Origin of the sequence: Acinetobacter sp. Ac_5812 (assembly GCF_013072695.1) — a bacterium.
In the GTDB taxonomy this organism is placed as follows: domain Bacteria; phylum Pseudomonadota; class Gammaproteobacteria; order Pseudomonadales; family Moraxellaceae; genus Acinetobacter.
Window position 1 is genome coordinate 1 of record NZ_LXUK01000005.1, and the last position, 17,731, is coordinate 17,731.

Annotated in this window: 18 protein-coding genes and 1 pseudogene; 11 read left to right on the top strand and 8 right to left on the bottom strand. The window is 43.3% G+C overall.

All coding sequences use genetic code 11. The annotated features are described in order from the left end of the window. Positions 1-96: 96 nt before the first annotated feature. The 5 genes and pseudogenes from A7P55_RS03405 to A7P55_RS03425 all read left to right on the top strand — a co-directional run bounded on the left by A7P55_RS03405 (position 97) and on the right by A7P55_RS03425 (position 3,069). A pseudogene (locus tag A7P55_RS03405) lies at positions 97-293 on the top strand (hypothetical protein). 84 nt (positions 294-377) lie between these two features. Then, on the top strand, positions 378-773 hold the full coding sequence (locus tag A7P55_RS03410) for a hypothetical protein (protein WP_171551094.1): 396 nt from the start codon (positions 378-380) through the stop codon (positions 771-773). A gap of 65 nt (positions 774-838) precedes the next feature. Further along, on the top strand, positions 839-1,186 hold the full coding sequence (locus A7P55_RS03415) for a GFA family protein (RefSeq protein WP_171551095.1): 348 nt from the start codon (positions 839-841) through the stop codon (positions 1,184-1,186). 22 nt (positions 1,187-1,208) lie between these two features. Continuing rightward, positions 1,209-1,772 carry a DUF4256 domain-containing protein gene (locus tag A7P55_RS03420; RefSeq protein WP_171551096.1) on the top strand — a complete coding sequence of 188 codons (564 nt, stop codon included), beginning with the start codon at positions 1,209-1,211 and terminating at the stop codon, positions 1,770-1,772. Positions 1,773-1,905: 133 nt separating this feature from the next. Further along, positions 1,906-3,069: an acyl-CoA dehydrogenase family protein gene (locus A7P55_RS03425; protein WP_171551097.1), complete on the top strand. Its 1,164-nt coding sequence runs from the start codon at positions 1,906-1,908 to the stop codon at positions 3,067-3,069. Positions 3,070-3,129: 60 nt separating this feature from the next. On the opposite strand, the gene A7P55_RS03430 is transcribed toward A7P55_RS03425, so the two are convergent. The 4 genes from A7P55_RS03430 to A7P55_RS03445 form a co-directional block, all read right to left on the bottom strand. Beyond that, the gene (locus A7P55_RS03430; RefSeq protein WP_171551098.1) at positions 3,130-3,867 is read right to left on the bottom strand and encodes a hypothetical protein; all 738 of its coding nucleotides are present in this window, start codon (positions 3,865-3,867) and stop codon (positions 3,130-3,132) included. 17 nt (positions 3,868-3,884) lie between these two features. Continuing rightward, positions 3,885-4,502 (bottom strand): hypothetical protein, encoded by a 618-nt coding sequence (locus A7P55_RS03435; protein WP_171551099.1) that lies wholly within the window; start codon positions 4,500-4,502, stop codon positions 3,885-3,887. 119 nt (positions 4,503-4,621) lie between these two features. Further along, positions 4,622-5,131: a GNAT family protein gene (locus tag A7P55_RS03440; protein ID WP_171551100.1), complete on the bottom strand. Its 510-nt coding sequence runs from the start codon at positions 5,129-5,131 to the stop codon at positions 4,622-4,624. Further along, on the bottom strand, positions 5,128-5,727 hold the full coding sequence (locus A7P55_RS03445) for a TetR/AcrR family transcriptional regulator (protein ID WP_171551101.1): 600 nt from the start codon (positions 5,725-5,727) through the stop codon (positions 5,128-5,130). Before A7P55_RS03445 ends, A7P55_RS03440 begins: the two co-directional genes overlap by 4 nt. A 195-nt stretch (positions 5,728-5,922) precedes the next feature. Between A7P55_RS03445 and A7P55_RS03450 the strand changes: the two genes are divergently transcribed. The 6 genes from A7P55_RS03450 to A7P55_RS03475 all read left to right on the top strand — a co-directional run bounded on the left by A7P55_RS03450 (position 5,923) and on the right by A7P55_RS03475 (position 14,370). Beyond that, positions 5,923-7,731, top strand: a complete 1,809-nt coding sequence (locus A7P55_RS03450; protein ID WP_171551102.1) for an acyclic terpene utilization AtuA family protein — start codon at positions 5,923-5,925, stop codon at positions 7,729-7,731. Positions 7,732-7,741: 10 nt separating this feature from the next. Continuing rightward, positions 7,742-8,623: an SDR family oxidoreductase gene (locus tag A7P55_RS03455; protein ID WP_171551103.1), complete on the top strand. Its 882-nt coding sequence runs from the start codon at positions 7,742-7,744 to the stop codon at positions 8,621-8,623. Then, positions 8,620-10,233 (top strand): carboxyl transferase domain-containing protein, encoded by a 1,614-nt coding sequence (locus A7P55_RS03460; protein ID WP_171551104.1) that lies wholly within the window; start codon positions 8,620-8,622, stop codon positions 10,231-10,233. The genes A7P55_RS03455 and A7P55_RS03460 overlap by 4 nt, the downstream gene beginning before the upstream one ends. A 90-nt stretch (positions 10,234-10,323) precedes the next feature. Further along, positions 10,324-11,484 (top strand): acyl-CoA dehydrogenase family protein, encoded by a 1,161-nt coding sequence (locus A7P55_RS03465; protein WP_171551105.1) that lies wholly within the window; start codon positions 10,324-10,326, stop codon positions 11,482-11,484. Positions 11,485-11,494: 10 nt separating this feature from the next. Continuing rightward, the gene (locus tag A7P55_RS03470) at positions 11,495-12,325 is read left to right on the top strand and encodes an enoyl-CoA hydratase-related protein (RefSeq protein WP_171551106.1); all 831 of its coding nucleotides are present in this window, start codon (positions 11,495-11,497) and stop codon (positions 12,323-12,325) included. 86 nt (positions 12,326-12,411) lie between these two features. After that, entirely contained in the window at positions 12,412-14,370 is a 1,959-nt protein-coding gene (locus tag A7P55_RS03475) for an acetyl/propionyl/methylcrotonyl-CoA carboxylase subunit alpha (RefSeq protein ID WP_171551107.1), read from the top strand. Positions 14,371-14,402: 32 nt separating this feature from the next. Here A7P55_RS03475 and A7P55_RS03480 read toward each other — a convergent pair whose 3' ends face one another. From A7P55_RS03480 to A7P55_RS03495, 4 genes are all read right to left on the bottom strand, one after another. Further along, complete coding sequence (locus A7P55_RS03480) at positions 14,403-14,876, bottom strand: hypothetical protein (RefSeq protein ID WP_171551108.1); 474 nt, start codon at positions 14,874-14,876, stop codon at positions 14,403-14,405. A gap of 26 nt (positions 14,877-14,902) precedes the next feature. Then, a complete protein-coding gene (locus A7P55_RS03485) occupies positions 14,903-15,751 on the bottom strand; it encodes a sterol desaturase family protein (protein WP_171551109.1) in 849 nt (282 codons plus the stop codon). A gap of 74 nt (positions 15,752-15,825) precedes the next feature. Continuing rightward, positions 15,826-16,605: a helix-turn-helix domain-containing protein gene (locus A7P55_RS03490; protein WP_065343995.1), complete on the bottom strand. Its 780-nt coding sequence runs from the start codon at positions 16,603-16,605 to the stop codon at positions 15,826-15,828. A gap of 194 nt (positions 16,606-16,799) precedes the next feature. Then, positions 16,800-17,729 (bottom strand): lipase secretion chaperone, encoded by a 930-nt coding sequence (locus A7P55_RS03495; protein WP_171551110.1) that lies wholly within the window; start codon positions 17,727-17,729, stop codon positions 16,800-16,802. Between the last annotated feature and the right edge of the window lie 2 nt (positions 17,730-17,731).

Here is a 17,731-nt window from a genome sequence, read left to right on the forward strand (position 1 = left end):
CTTTTAAATCTAAACACCCCCTCCGCTTACGCAGAGGGGGTGTTTTTTATTGAGCAAAATTTTATATACTAAATCTTTATTGATCGGCTTTCTGATATGACTTGGATCGTTGTACAAAGCTTCTCATTTCCTTATGAAGCTCAAATTGCTAAAACGCAATTAGAAGCAGCTGAGATTCCAGCACGTATTGAAAATGAACATACCATTAAGTGGTTTTTCTATTGCTTGGTTTTCCGCTCTTTTCTTATAAAAATGGAACGAGGTGCCGACAGTGCCAGCATTTTTGGAGTTAGTGTTGTATTGCAAAAGTGGCAAGATGCTTTAAATCAAGAATGATTGGTTTATGTTCAAACTAAAATAAAAAGAGTATTTAGATAATGAAGATTGCCAAGCAAATTTTATGGGTAGATTGTACTGCGGCTGCATCGGCAGGCTTGATTGTGTTGTTCGCTGGCGAATGGTTCAGTCAGCTTTATCATTTACCTAAACATGTCGTCATTTTCATTGGTTGCATTAATCTCTTATATGCATGCTATTCATTTGCACTAGCCAATTATAAAAAACGCTCACTGTTGCTCATCAATATCTTGGTGATCGTAAATAGTATCTGGGTCGTGGTTTGTCTGTTGATGCTTTGGCGATTTTGGCAAGAAATGACAATCTTTGCCATGATCCATATTGCTGGAGAGGCGGTCTTTGTTGGTGCTTTAGCTCGATTGGAATTTCAATGGCGGCATCAACTTATATGTTCTTATCACCAAATAAATAACTAAATTATGTGGACATCATTTAAACAGCTTTGTTTAATACAGTAGAACATTATAAAAAGGACAATAAGATGGAATATAAAGGAAGTTGTCATTGTGAAAAAATCGCCTTTGTTGCACAAGGAGATTTAACTGAAGCAATGTCATGTAACTGTTCGATTTGCCAACGAAAAGGTTCATTGTTATGGTTTTTACCTAAGGATCAGGTTGATATTTCAATTCAAGAAGATGCTTTAGCGAGCTACCAATTTAATAAACATATGATCGATCATCATTTCTGTAAGATCTGTGGTATTCATCCTTATGCAACAGGTATCGATCCGCAAGGGAATCAGATGTATGCCATTAATGTTCGATGTATTGAAGATTTAGATTTGGAAAGCATCAAGATTAATCATTTTGATGGACGTTCGGTGTAATCATCAAATCTAGAGAACAAAAATGACCAAGAATAAAAAGTTAGAGCCTGATCAAGCGACAGTGTTACTGGGCATATTGAAAAAGCGTTTTGAAAAGAATATGCATCGTCACAAAGGCTTGAATTGGGTTGATATCGAGGAGCGATTACAGCAGCAAGCAGAAAAGTTATGGTCGCTCAGTCAAATGGAAGAAACGGGGGGAGAGCCAGATATCGTTTCACTTGATTCTGAATCAAGTGAAATCATCTTTTATGATTTTGCTGTAGAAACACCAAAAGGGCGTAGAAGCCTTTGTTATGATCGTGCCGCTTTGGATGCACGTAAAGAACATAAGCCCGAAAACAATGCTATTGAGCTTGCAGAGGCAATGGGTATTGAATTGCTCACAGAAGAGCAATATAGGCAGTTACAGTCAGTTGAACATTTTGATCTCAAAACCTCAAGTTGGGTCAAAACACCAGAAGATGTGCGTAAATTGGGTGGTGCAATTTTTTGTGATAGCCGTTATGGCCAAGTCTTTACTTATCATAATGGTGCTCAATCTTATTATGCGACCCGTGGATTTCGTGGTCGATTAAAAATATAGTTTTGTGATTCGATCTTACTTTGACGTGTTTTTTTATTCTTTAATTTTGCCAAGCGCTTGCTTGGTTTTTCTGGTTTTGCTACTTTAGTGCTCATTCAATAAACAATGATCAATAATTGCTAGGAAGCAGAATATGCACCTTAATCCTTTGTACTACAACGAGCAGCATCTTGAATTTGCCAAGAGTATTCGACGTTTTGTTGAAAAAGAAATTTCGCCTTTTATCAATGAATGGGATGAAAGTGAAACCTTTCCGCGAGAGCTCTATAAAAAAGCCGCAGATATTGGTTTGTTGGGATTAGGTTTTGAAGAGCAGTATGGTGGGATTGCGGGAACAGATGCATTTTATACCTTGTTATCTTCGATTGAGCTCGCAAAATGTGCTTCAGGTGGCTTAGCGGCCTCTTTACTGTCACATACCATTGGTGCGCCACCCATCCAGCACTTTGCCAAGGAAGAGGTTAAAGCTCAGGTACTCCCTCAGATTCTATCGGGCGAAAAAATCTCGGCATTGGCGATTACTGAGCCGGGCGGTGGTTCCGATGTGGCTTCACTTAAAACCAAAGCTGTGCGGGAAGGTGATTATTTTCTGGTGAGTGGTGAAAAGACCTTTATCACTTCAGGGATGCGAGCGGATTATTATTCAGTGGCAGTGCGTACTGATCCGAATGTGAAAGGGGCAAATGGTATTTCAATGCTTCTTATAGATGCGCATAGTGCAGGGATTAGTAAAACTAAACTGGACAAAATGGGCTGGTGGGCATCGGATACCGCACATTTGCATTTTGATAATGTCAAAGTACCTGCTAGCCATTTATTAGGTCCAGAAAATATGGGCTTTCTGGTGATTATGAATAACTTTAATATGGAGCGTTTTTTCCTTGCAGCCAGTAGTTATGGCTTTGCCCTGACTTGTTATGAGGAAGCGCTGGATTGGGCACAGCAGCGTCAAACCTTTGGTAAGCGTTTGGTCGATCATCAGGTGATGCGTCATAAATTGGTGGATATGGCCACTCGTCTGACCGCAACACGTGCTTTACTTGAGGATACCGCATATCGTTTGGGTAAGCCTGAATTGCAGGGCAGTGAACTGATAGCCCAGATTTGTATGCTGAAGAATGTTGCGACTCAAACCATGCAATTCTGTGCCGATGCTGCGGTACAAACACTCGGAGGCATGGGCTTTATGCGCGGTACCAAATCTGAACGTATTTATCGTGAAGTGAAGGTGAATATGATTGGTGGTGGTGCAGAAGAGATCATGAAGGATTTAATTAGTAAACAGTTGGGATATTAAAACTGTTCCAAATATCATTAAAAGTGCGGTTAAAACACCGCACTTTTTTCATTTTGAAATTTATTCGAGTTCAGCCAATTCTTCTAAAGAAATCTGACGGATTTCAAAGATGGGTTGTTTTAGAAATGAATTTAGTGCTTTGATATCAATAAATTTTATGTTGTCGAGTGCAATACCTTCGATGCTATCTTTTTCAGCATCATAGCGAATATCCGCAGTTTGCTCGATAAACTGTTTCAATAACAATGGGCTATCGCTCAGCTCTGCAAGGGGTTTATCCATCAAGGCTTCGAACTCATAGTCCATCGCATAAATATTGGATTCCCACGAAACATCACTAAAGTTCTCATCTTGGCTAGAAATAATACTGCCAGTTTCATAGCCAGAAAAATAGTCTTCTTCTGAGTTGATCCAGAGGACATAGCAAGGTTGTGACGCATCGACTTCTATAAGTTGATACCAGACAATACCTGAAATTTGGGCAAATTCGAAAGCATCGTCTTCATTCAGTTTCGGAATTTCACCATCTTCGATATCAAATTTTTTGCCTGTTTTTTCTAATACCAAAGCTTCAAGTTTTTCGTAGACCTCATCATCTACTTCACCATTGCCGATGTCATAGTTACAAAGCTCATCATAATATAAGCCCTCAACAACTAAGGTTTTATAGGCCTTTTCTGCTTCAACTTTATCTGTATAAATTTGTTTGATTGCCCCAGTTGAAACGCAGTTGGTCAGATGCCATTCGTCATTATAAGCAAAGTCATTTTGACGAATCACGTATTGGATATTGCTCATTTTTATTTCCCCTTAAGTTAAGCAATTTTAGTTTTTAATTCTTGCAGTTTGGCTGCACTCGGTGGCACAGCCATGCCATTGTCCATCCAGAGTTCAAAACGCATTGGATTGAAAAAGAAATCAGGACGAATATCAAAATCAATAAATTTGGCTTCACCTTTTCCCATCATCGGAAGAATGCTATTGATAAACCAACTATTATGGGTAATCAGCAAAGACTTTAATTGTCCCGTCACCGATAATGGCGAGAGCAGGGTTGCTGACAGCTTTGGATCATTAATCACATCAGCATGGAACTTCTCTAAGCGTTTCGCCAATCCATCTGTAGGGATATCCTGCATCGCTGCAACAAAATCACCTAAAGTTGGAATAAAACGATGATGGAAATCAACCAATAGGTGGTCTTTTTCACACAGGTCTTTTACTTCAATGCTTTTGCCTACACTATTTTCGAAATGATGCCCAAAGATTGGAATAATCACTTCTTGAACACCCCAAAAGGTATGCAAGATACGATGGCGATTGTCTGTACACAACATTTTGGTGCTGTCGATTAGAGCATGAATATCAATATAATCTTCAAGCTCGCCCCCACGACGTTTCACCGATATATTGGCGTGTTGTACTGGATTCATTTTTACTAATTCTTATAATCGTTTGATGTTTAACAACAATAGCAGCTTTCTGATATAACGAATATAGATAAATAGACGTGAGCGATAAGCTGTGTCGTGCTTAAATTGGAATCAATTTTTTAGAATGCTTGATATTTCTGATCGGTCCAATCTGCATTTAAAATTGCCCAACGTTCATGATCTTTCCATTCTTTTCCGCCCACTCGTAGATACTGGCGAGAAAAGCCTTCTTTTATAAAACCTGCCTGTGCCACAAGGCGAATAGAAGGCAGATTATCTGGTTGGATATTGGCTTCTAGTCGATGTAGATTCAGTGTTTGAAATGCTTCGTGTAAAACCAGTTGCAACCCTTGTCGCATATAGCCATGTCCTGCATAGGGATAAAAGGCTTCATAACCTAAATAGGCAGAATGGAAGTAACCACGAATCATATTTGAGATATTAAAAGTGCCAACAAGGGCATGATTTTCTTTCAAGCAGACGAAATAACGATGTTCTTGCGCTAGATATTGCTGAAAGTCCGTTGGTGGATAGGTCCACGGTTGATGCAGTTGAATACTATTTGAGTAGGCATGTTTAATTTCAGCCAAATCGCTGAGTTGAGGCTTACGCAAATAGACTGGACTCATTTCAACGCCATTTCCCAAACCATGTCCGTCAATTCATCAATTTTGACTTTACCTTCGGGTCTATACCACGTTACGGTCCAAGAGATTGAGCCGCCGAGCAAACGACGCCAGATAAAAGCATCATGTTTGACTTTACCTTGGGCACGTAGTTTTTCAATCACATCCAGCCAGACTTGCTCATATTCATTACGCATTTTCAGAAGGTGGTCTTGTTTTTCTTTAGAAAGGGCAAACCATTCATGTACTAATACCGCCATCGCTGCACCCGTATCACCTGCAATCGAAAGTAATTCAGCTTTGATGAGATGACGTAATTGCTGTTCAGGATCAGTTGCGCGTTCAGCCGCTTCTTTTAAGCGGGCAAAATTATAAATGATGGTTTGTTCCATCACTGTCGCCAGAATCTCGTCTTTACTTTTAAAATGATGAAACAGACTACCTGATTGTATGCCAATAAATTCACCGAGTTGACGAACCGTGGTTTTGTCATAACCCTGTTTATAAAATAGATAGGCAGCACCTTGCAATAAACGGCCACGTGGACTGTCATCAAAACAAACAATTTTGGGGATTTGCTCAATTGAAGTTGCGATCATGCCTATCCGTCTATCCTATTTAAGCTGAGGTACATTGTAACAAAATTCATTTGATGCATTGTCTTATCTTTTTATAACAAGCATTTGCTTGAATTTGACTATTTTTGCCAATACAGCATAGCATTATGCACTTTACAAACCAAGCACTTGCTTGGTAATGTTAAGGCGTTTTTAGCAATAACAATGAGAAAGCGCATGACAAGTGTCAAACAGGATGACCAGAGGGTAGTCAAGATTGGGTGTGCATCAGGGTTCTGGGGCGATACCAATACCGCTGCTTTTCAGTTGGTACATTTGAGTGATATTGATTATCTGGTCTTTGATTATCTGTCTGAAATTACCATGTCGATTATGGCCAAGGCGATGATGATGGACCCAAGTCATGGTTATGCCTTGGATTTTGTCAGTCGAGTGATGGCACCGCTGATCAATAAAATTGCTGAGAAAAAAATAAAAGTGATCAGTAATGCAGGTGGGGTAAATCCACTGGCTTGCCGTGATGCCTTGCAGAAAATTATTGATGAAAAAGGCTTGGATTTAAAAGTCGCAGTGGTACTGGGTGATGATGTATTGCCCATGCATGCTGAATTACTTACCCAAAATGTTCAGGAAATGTTTAATGGCGATGCCTTGCCTGCGCATGTTGCCAGTAGCAATGCCTATTTAGGCGCTGTTGCGATTCGCGATGCGCTTGATTTGGGGGCAGATATTGTGATTACAGGTCGTGTGGTCGACTCCGCAGTTGTGCTTGCTCCACTGTTACATGAATACAAATGGTCACTGGATGATTATGACAAGCTAGCACAAGGTTCATTGGCAGGGCATGTGATCGAATGCGGTGCTCAATGTACTGGTGGTAATTTTACCGATTGGCGTCTCGTTCAAGGCTTTGACAATATGGGCTTTCCAATCGTAGAGGTCAGTGCTGATGCTTCATTTATCGTGACCAAGCCAAAAGGGACAGGTGGCCTCGTTTCAACTGCGACCGTAGCAGAGCAAATCGTCTATGAAATTGGCAATCCACAAGCTTATCTTCTACCAGATGTAAGCGCTGATTTTAGCCAAGTCCATTTAGAACAAGTGGCAGAGCATCGAGTCAAGGTGACAGGAGCAACAGGTTGTGCGCCAACTCAGCAATATAAAGTCAGTGCGACCTATGCCGATGGTTATCGGGTCTTGGTCAGTTTCTTGATTGCAGGTCGCGAAGCACCAGAAAAAGCACAAGTGATTGCGGATGCCATTATCAACAAATGTGAACGCGTTTTGGCACTGCGTTCAGTCCCACCGTTTAGTGAAAAGTCGGTTGAGATTCTCGGCATTGAAAGTACCTATGGTGCACATGCGAAAGTGAAAGACAGTCGTGAAGTGGTGGTTAAGATCGCGGTTAAGCATCTGTTTAAAGAAGCCTGTATGTTCTTTGCGTCTGAAATTGCCCAAGCCTCCACAGGTATGGCACCGGCATTGGCAGGGATTGTCGGTGGTCGTCCGAAAGCCTCGGCCGTGGTGAAATTATTTTCATTCTTGATTGATAAAGATCAATTAAAAGTCGAAGTCGATTTTGCAGGGCAGCGTTATCCCGTACAGATTCCTACTGGGCAATCTCGACAGGATTATGTGCAGCATTCCATTGGTGACGTGGCTGTATATCAAGGCGATGAAGTTGAAGTGCCTTTGATCGAGATAGCGCATGCGCGCAGTGGCGATAAAGGCAATCATAGCAATATCGGGGTAATTGCACGCAAGGCTGAATATTTACCTTGGATTCGTGCGGCACTGACTGAAGCCAATGTTGCAGCGTATATGCAGCATGTTCTTGATCCTGAAAAATCAAAAGTCATTCGCTATGAATTGCCAGAAATGCATGCACTGAATTTCATGTTGGAAAATGCATTGGGTGGCGGTGGGATTGCCAGCTTGCGAATTGATCCGCAGGGCAAAGCCTTTGCACAGCAATTATTGGATATGCCGGTGAAAGTGCCTGCACAACTGTTAGAAAAATATTAAGGATGTAAACATGGGTTATCAATCAATTTTCAGGGCAGATGCATTTGCTGACAAAGTGATTATCGTGACTGGTGGTGGTTCTGGCATTGGCCGTTGTACTGCACATGAGTTGGCTTCTTTGGGGGCGCAAGTTGTCATCACAGGACGTAAAGTTGAAAAACTGGAAAAGGTCAGCCAAGAAATTCTGGAAGATGGAGGCAAAGTCCATTTCATCGTCTGTGATAACCGTGAGGAAGAGCAAGTCAAAAATATGATTGCTGAGGTGCTGGAAAAATTTGGCCAGCTTGATGGTTTAGTCAATAACGCGGGTGGACAATTTCCTTCTGCGCTTGAGAATATTTCTGCCAATGGTTTTGATGCTGTGGTCCGTAATAATCTGCATTCAACCTTCTATCTGATGCGTGAAGCCTATAACCAGTGGATGGCGAAGCATGGCGGTAGCATCGTGAATATGACCGCAGACATGTGGGGGGGTATGCCTGGTATGGGGCATTCGGGTGCAGCACGTTCAGGGGTTGATAATCTCACTAAAACAGCTTCGGTTGAATGGGGCAAGTCGGGTGTACGTGTCAATGCAGTTGCACCAGGTTGGATTATTTCTTCGGGCATGGACAACTATAGTGGTGATTTTGCCAAAGTGATCATTCCAAGTTTGGCGAGTAATGTTCCGTTAAAACGTATGGGGACTGAGTCTGAAATCTCTTCCGCAATTTGTTATTTACTCTCCGATGCTGCGGCTTTTGTTTCGGGTGTCACCCTTCGCATTGATGGGGCGGCATCACAAGGCACACGGATGTATCCATTGGCTGATGCGACCAATAATGACGCCTTTAATGGTTTCCATCGTGCTTTTATCCCTGACATATTCAAAACAGATGGAGAAAAAACATGAGTATTCTCCAGTCTGAGATTGCAGTGGGTGGTGAGCAATATGTGCAAAATCGAGAGGCGTTATTAACGCAGCTGGCTGAAGTGCGTGCCGTGCAGCAAAAAAGCATTGATAAGTCTTATGCGGCAAAACCCAAGTTTGACAAGAAAGGCAAAATCTTGCCGCACGAACGTATTCGTTTGCTGTTAGATGCGGATTCACCTTTTGTTGAGCTATGTGGTCTGGTTGGCTATAACATGCATGACGATAAAGATGGTTCCGAAGCCGGTGGCGGGGTGATTGCAGGCATTGGTTTTGTCAGAGGGGTACGTGCACTGGTCTCTGCCAGTAACAGTGCAATCAAGGGTGGCACCATGTCACCGATGGGGGTACATAAAACCCTCCGCCTGCAAAAGATTGCATTAGAACAAAAGCTGCCGATGGTGACATTGACCGAAAGTGGTGGGGCAAACCTGAACTATGCGGCTGAAGTCTTTACCTATGGCGGTATGACCTTTGCAAATCAGGCGCGTTTATCTGCTGCTGGGATTCCCCAAGTCGCTGTGGTGCATGGTAATGCAACCGCGGGTGGCGCTTATCAACCGGGGCTGTCTGACTATGTGATTGCAGTCCGCAAGCAAACGGAAATGCTATTAGCTGGTCCACCACTGTTATTGGCAGCAACAGGGGAAGTAGCGACTGCAGAAGAACTGGGTGGCGCAGAAATGCATACTCAAGTTTCAGGTGTGGCGGAATATCTTGCGGAGAATGATGCCGATGGTATTCGTTTAGCGCGTGAAATTTTTGAACATCTAAACTGGAAAGAACAAACCGCACAATTGAATCAGAGTTATAAAGAACCGCGTTATGCGGCTGAAGAGCTGTTAGGTATTGTTCCACAAGATCCGAAGCAACCTTTTGATATGAAAGAAATCATTGCACGGATCATTGATGATTCAGATTTTCTGGAATTTAAACAGGAATATGATGCTTTAACGGTCTGTGGCTGGGCAAAAATGGGGGGGCTGCATATCGGCATTATTACCAATAATGGCCCGATCACGCCACAGGGGGCAGCCAAAGCAGCGCAATTTATTCATCTGTGTGAACAGACCCAACGTCCACTCTTATTCTTGCATAACACTACTGGTTTTATGGTCGGAACCGATGCAGAGCAGAACGGTATTATCAAGCATGGTTCCAAACTGATCCAAGCGGTGGCTAATGCGACAGTACCTAAGATTTCGATCGTGGTTGCGGGTTCTTATGGCGCAGGCAACTATGCCATGTGTGGTCGCAGTTTATCCCCACAATTTATTTTTGCATGGCCCAATTCACATGTGGCCGTGATGGGCGCGGCACAAGCAGGCAAAGTCTTGCGTATCGTGGCTGAGGGCAAGCAAAAAGCTTCTGGCATGGAACCGAATCCGCAGATGCTAGATTTCTTGGAACAAAGTACAGCGATGAAATTGGAACAACAGTCGACGGCTTTATTCAATACAGCAATGCTGCATGACGATGGCATCATCGACCCAAGAGATACCCGTAAAGTACTGATCTTTTTATTACAAACTATTTATGAAGCACAACAACGTGAACTCAATCCAACACGTTTTGGTGTGTCGAGATTTTAATAATCCCTCCCAGCCTCCCTTTTTAAAGGGAGGAGTTCCCCTCTTTAATTAAAGAGGGGTTAGGGGAGATTAATTTTAAGGAAAAAAACAATGAAATTTACTGCAGAACATGATGCTTTACGCCGTACCACACGTCAGTTTGTTGAAAATGAGCTGAACCCTTTTATTCCAGAATGGGAGGAAGCAGGCCGTTTCCCGATTCATGACGTGTTTAAGAAAATGGGGGATTTGGGTTTATTGGGGATTTGTAAGCCTGAGGAGAATGGTGGTTTAGGACTCGATTATTCATACAACCTTGTGGTGGCAGAAGAATTAGGTCGTGCAGCCTGTGGCGGTGTACCCCTAGCGATTGGCGTACAGACTGATATGGCAACACCTGCACTGGCTCGTTTTGGTAGCAAAGAATTGCGAGATGAATTTTTAAATCCTGCCATTCGTGGTGAATATGTCGCGTCGATTGCGGTCTCGGAAGTGCATGCGGGTTCTGACGTGGCAGCGATTAAGACTACAGCAAAAAAAGATGGCGACGACTATGTGATTAACGGCAGCAAGATGTGGATCACCAACTCATTACAAGCTGATTTCTTCTGTCTATTGGCCAATACTTCTGATGACAAACCACACGTCAACAAATCCATGATCATTGTGCCCGCAAAAACGGCAGGGATTAGCTTTTCAGAACCCTTGAATAAATTGGGCATGCGTTCAACCACCACGGCACAAGTTTACTTTGACAATGTTCGTGTACCACAACGTAACCTTGTCGGTGCAGAAGGTATGGGTTTCATGATGCAAATGATGCAGTTCCAAGAGGAGCGGATGTGGGCCTGTGCCAATGCCGTGGGTGGGATGGAAAAGGTCATTCAGCAAACCATTGATTATGCCAAAGAGCGAACCACCTTTGGTCAGCCTCTGATTCATAACCAATACGTACATTTCCGTTTTGCTGAATTGATGACTGAAGTGGAAGCATTACGAGCATTAACCTATCAAGCCTGCGAGCAGCATATCGCTGGTGAGAATGTCACCATGATGGCCTCCATGGCAAAGCTGAAAGCAGGGCGTTTAAGCCGTGAAGTGGCGGATAGCTGTCTACAATATTGGGGCGGTAATGGCTTTATGTGGGATAACCCTGCTTCGCAACTGTTCCGTGATGGACGTCTAGGCTCAATTGGCGGCGGTGCAGATGAGATTATGCTAGGTATTATTTGTAAGCTCATGGATATTCTGCCTAAAAAGCAGAAAAACTAGGAGTAGGAGCATGACAGTTTTAACTTCTCTTGCAAGCTTAGTGATAGATGACAGCATTCAGCTAGAACAACAAGGTGGGATTTTAACGCTATGGCTAAATCGTCCTGAAAGCCGTAATGCCATGAGTTTGAATATGGTCACCGCCATTCAGCAGGTGTTTAGCCAGATTGCCGATGATGTCTCTATTCGCGCTGTGGTTTTACGTGGTCGAGGTGGGCATTTCTGTGCTGGCGGTGATATCAAAGATATGGCGAGCTTGCGTGTTGAAGCTGCGAATACAGGCAGTTTGCAACCTTATGTTGATTTTAACCGTCGTTTTGGGGCCATGATCGAACAGGTTGATCAAGCTCCCCAAACCGTTGTTGCTGTGCTGGAAGGGGCAGTGCTTGGTGGAGGCTTTGGCTTGGCCTGTGTTTCAGATATTGCCATCAGCCGTGAGAGTGCCCAGTTTGGTCTGCCAGAAACAGGCTTGGGCATTTTACCTGCACAGATTGCGCCTTTTGTGGTGAAGCGAATTGGTTTAACCCAAGCCCGTCGTTTGGCGTTATTAGGTTTACGTTTTGATGGCAAGACGGCTTTGGATTTAGGTGTGGTTCATCAAGTTGCACAAGATGATGTTGAATTAGAGCAACAACTTATGGATACCATTCAGCAGATTAAACGTGCTGCGCCTTTGGCCTCACGTGCCACCAAAGCCTTATTACATCGAACTTTGAATGAACCTTTAGCACAGCTTTTGGATGATGCCGCGCAACAGTTTGCTCAAGCAGTCGGTGGTGCAGAAGGTCAAGAAGGAACCATGGCCTTTATTCAAAAACGTAATCCGAGTTGGTTTGACTGAAATCTCCCCTGATCCCTCTTTGTTAAAGGAGGGACTTCACCTTTTAAAAGGTGGATTGAGAGGGATTTAATAATAGAGATGAAATAATGAGTTTTTCAAAAGTCTTAGTGGCAAACCGTGGTGAGATTGCTGTTCGCGTGATGCAAACAGCTAAAGCAATGGGCTATCAAACGGTTGCGGTGTATTCAGATGCAGATGCCAATGCCCGTCATGTACAGCTGGCAGATGAAGCGGTTTATATCGGTGCATCTAAAGTGGCCGAATCTTATTTATCCATTGCCAATATTATTGCAGCCTGCAAAAAGACAGGCGCAGATGCGGTCCATCCGGGTTATGGATTTTTATCTGAAAATACCGATTTTGCTCAGGCTTGTCTTGATCATGGCATTACTTTTATTGGGCCGACGGCTGCGGCGATTGAGCTGATGGGCAGTAAGCGTCTTTCTAAAATTGCCATGATTCAAGCAGGGGTGCCGTGTGTGCCTGGTTATGAAGGCGATCAGCAAGACCTTGATTATCTAGCACAACAAGCTGAGAAGATTGGCTATCCTTTAATGGTCAAAGCTTCGGCAGGCGGTGGTGGGCGAGGCATGCGTCTGGTTGAGCAATCTGCGAATTTGCTTGAAGCCTTAAAAACAGCACGTTCCGAAGCAGAGAATGCCTTTGGTTCGGGTGAATTGATTTTAGAAAAAGCGGTAATTGCCCCACGTCATGTCGAGATTCAGGTCTTCGGCGATACGCATGGCAATTATGTGTATTTATTTGAACGGGACTGTTCGATTCAACGCCGTCATCAAAAGGTGGTTGAAGAGGCGCCTTGTCCAGTGATGACACCTGAACTACGTCAGAAAATGGGTCAGGCTGCTGTTGCTGCAGCTCAAGCTTGTGATTATGTCGGGGCAGGCACGGTCGAGTTTCTGCTTGATCAATCTGGTGAATTCTATTTCTTGGAAATGAATACACGTTTACAAGTCGAGCATCCAGTCACTGAAATGGTCACAGGCTTGGATTTGGTGGAGTGGCAATTGCGTGTTGCCAATGGTGAAACATTGCCACTACAGCAACATGAGCTGACATTGAATGGGCATGCCATTGAAGTCCGTTTATATGCGGAAGATCCACGTCAGGACTTTCTGCCACAAACAGGTAAAGTGCTGCGTTGGCAAGCAGCAGGTGCGGATGGCAGTTTACCCAATGTTCGTGTTGATCATGGCATGTTGGAACACGGTGAAATTAGTCCCTTCTATGATCCGATGGTGGCCAAAGTGATTGCCTACGGCAAGACCCGTCAGGATGCGATTCGCCTGCTTGCCAAAGCGGTTGATGATTGTGTTTTGCTTGGGGTGAATAGTAATAAGCAGTTTCTTGTCAATTTATTGCGCCATCCGATCATTGTGGCTGGGGATACCAACACTGCATTTATTCAGCAACACTTCCAAGAAGATGTCAGCCTGCACCAACAAACGTTGACACACGAAACCTTAGCCGTCGCAGCCGCATTGTTTAGCCAGCAAAATCAGCAGCAAGTCGCTTGGCAAACCGGTGTTAGTATGCCGTTTCCGCTGAAACTGAAATATGTCGATCAGCAGATATTGCTGCATGTGCAAAATGATCAGCAGCAGGTCAAAGTTACGTTATGTGATCAACAAGCGACAATCAAGATTATAAGCATCAGTGATGAACAGGTTGTTTATAGCTGTGAAGGTGTTCGACGCAAGCTTGCCTATGTCTTTGATCAAAATCAGCTGTATTTAGATGTAGGCAATGGTAATAGCGTGCTTGAAAATATTACTTATGCAGCCCCAGAGGCAGCAGAAGTGGTGGGTGATGGCAAAATCCGTGCGCCAATGGACGGTGCGATTGTGAATCTGCTGGTCAATGTTGGAGATTCAGTAACAAAAGGACAAACCTTGTTGGTGCTTGAGGCGATGAAGATTCAGCAACAAATCAAATCCGATGTCGATGGTGTGGTAGATGAGTTGATTGGTCAAGTCGGGCAACAGGTGAAAAAACGTCAATTGTTGTTAAACCTCAGCACGACTTGAAGACAACACTAGAATAGTGCAAAAGCGAGGTTTTATGCCTCGCTTTTTAATAGGTGCAGCACTGCATCTAAAGAATGCTTTGAATTCCCTTGCAATTCTTGTGTTGCAAATTCAGCTAATGCTCGTTCATGCGCCAATAAATACTTGAGAAAGTCTTGTGTGTTGGTATCTGCGTGTTGCTGCATCCGCTCAAACGTTGCCATAAATGGCTGTGTACCTTGTTTAAGTAAACGCATGGCCAGTTTCCACGGCAGTTTAGCCATGGCAAGCCCTGAAGCTTTCGCTTGTAACTTAACATGCAAACGAATCGTCGCCGTTTGACCTTGTTGAATTAAGTACTGCTGTAACTTGCGTAGGGTTTGGGTTTCCAGTTTGGCCAAAGTTTGCCATTTTTGTTGTTGCTCAATTGAGCGGGCATATTTGGCGGCATTTAAAAAGATCAGTTCACCCAGTATTTCTGATTCAAGTGCGGTGTTGAGGTCGTGTTGATATTGCGGGTAATGCATAGCTGATTTCCTTAAATTTATGCGTCTTATTCATTTTTTCTAGCGAATGGCCACAGTATTTGTTTGAGATAAGTCTTTGGTAGTGCAGTCCTTAACCCGACTTGTCCAGCTTTAACGGGTTTGCTTTCATGGTAGTACGTCCCAAACAGATGATCCCAGATCATCCAGAATTCACCAAAGTTTTTACGACCAAAACCATGTTTATGATGCCAGCGATGGACTTTGGCAACCCCGAGCAAATGCCTAAAAGCACCTAAAGAATAATCGAGATTGGCATGCTGAAAAGCCAAATGAATGGCCGTTAATCCCATCCATGTACCAATTAGATTGGCTGGCGCTCCCATGAGTGTGACACAGATAATGCCCGGTGCTGCGAGCAGAATAGCGCTTAAGGGATGCCGACGTTCACCATTCAGCCAATATAATCGTTCAGAACTATGATGAAGAGCGTGCAGTTTCCATAGAAATCGTTTTTTATGACTGAAGTAATGCATCAGCCATAAGCCAAAATCGATGATGAGACCGACAATCAGTAATTGTAGCCAGATCGGTAGAGAGGCTGGCCAAAAGCTCGGAATATGAATCAGCTGCCGAAATAAAGTAATGCATTCCGCGGTAATAAAAATCATGATGATACTAAAACTGGCATGCAGGATATCAACACCTGTATCTTCGTGATCGTTTAACCACGTTTGCTCATAGGGCTGAATCTGCTCAAGCAGAGCAACCAGCCCAATCGCAACGGCTGCGATTAAGGGCACATATGGCCAATAAGCACGCTCACCCGCTGCAACAGGTAATAAAAAAACCAGACTCAGCCCCATAATCAAGGGATAACTGCTATAGCGAATGAGGTACTGGATTAACTTCGGCATGGTGTATTGTTCCAAAACAATGAACAGTCACTATGCCTGTGCGATTGCAGGACTGAATTGAACAAAACAGCTATTTATTCAATAAAGAAAATTTTGCCCTGCATATCACTCAGTTCCGATGGGCGCACTCCCAATAACTCGATACAAGTTCGTGTGAAATGCGCCTGATCAGCAAAATTAGCTTGGTGAGCTGTATCCGTTAAGGCGAGTCCTTCTTGCATTTGGGCTAATCCACAGATGAGACGTAACCATTTGCGATAACTGCGTAAAGGTAGTCCTGCCTGTTCACGAAACCAGTGCGAAAAGCGACTTTCAGATAAACCTGCAATTTGTGCTAAATATTGACGATCAGGAATGTTGGACTGCAAGATGCCCTGATAAAGCAATTCTAGTATGTGTTCAATCTTCCGTGGATTGCTCTGGGAGGCATGGTTGTTCAGTGGTGTCGTTTTTAAGAAATGGGCTAAGCCATGATTGAGGGGTGTCTTTAGACAAAAGCTTTGTCGTAATTGTTGTTGTAGATCTGTGGATACCTCATATACCTGTGTTGCTCGATGAAGATCTAGATTGAATCGGGTGGTGAGTGCATGATGGGTATCAAGATAGATTGACAGATAGTTGCCTGTTATAAGTTGATGCTTTAGCTTGGCAGGAATGAGTAAAGTCGGTGCTTGATAACGTTGGCCATCAGCAATCACTTGTACAGCTTGATCTGGGTTCAAGGACATGGTGATTTGATGCGCATAGTGGTGGTGAGGGTGATTATTTCCTGATTGTCCAAGAAAAGCGCCAACTCCCAAAGCAATTGCTGCTTGACCAGTCCAACCAGAATTCACATGTTTAATGCTGCTCATGCCACATCATGATCTTGAAGTGATTGAATGGCTTATTTAGCGGGAATCAATGTTCTTTGTCAAATGAGCGAATGGCGAGACTTTTAAAAGTCTCATTTTTGTTTAACGCCGACGCATTGTTTATCTAAATGGTCGGCTGATTTTTATCAGAAATGAGATATAAATTTAAGCTGCTATCCGTTGAGTTCAATGTGTTAAGAGAACATTTTTAGACGCAGACTTTCTAAACGGCTTTGATATTGCTTTTGCCACTCTTCATTTGAGAGTTGTGTTTTTAACGGCTCCATCTCTTGTTGCAACTGCTGCACAGCTTGTTGATATTGGTCGACTTGTTGCTGTTGTTGAACTTCACGTTGTTCTCTTTGCTGAACCTCTTGGCGTTGCTGCTCAGTCAGATAACGTTGTTGTAACATCTGCTTTAAGCGTTGCGTTTCAGCAGGGCTATGTTGCCCTTGATTGATTAAACCGAGTGCTTGTTCATAAAGTCCGATTTTATTTTCTTGTTGAGTTGCATCAGGGTACTGTTTTTGTAGCTGCTCAAATGCTTTTAAGCGTTGTTCAGCACTCAGTTTTTGATTCTGCGCCAAATCATTGTAAGCAAACCGATAATCTGCATAGCCACGCTCTTGCCCAAAACCCAGCATCGCTTCGGCTTGTCCCAAGGTTTGTTCTCTGAGCTTCCACAAAACTTCAAAGCGTTCTTTTGGTGATAACGACGTTGATAACACGGTACTTTGCATGCGTTGTTCATATTGCGGCAGACGTTTTATTAGATTTTCCACCAAATGTGCAAAGTTTTGATCTGGATAATTGGCTAAAGCTTTTGCTAAAGCTGCATTACAGTCGGATACAGGGCAGTTGGCTTTAAAATCATTGAGAAACTCGGTGATATTGCCAGGTTGCTGTTGTAGTGTTTTTAATTGTTTTAAAAGTGACTCTTGAAAAACTTCGTCCTTGGTTTTGTTTGGCATGCCTTCATTACTCACCTGTGTTGATGAATCTTGAGATGATGCGGTGGATTTGGCTTGCTGAATTGCAGCGGAAGAGGCAGTGCTCTTCCAAACTACAATCCCAACCAAGACCACGACAACAATAAGCATTGTCAGCAATAGTCTTTTATTCATAC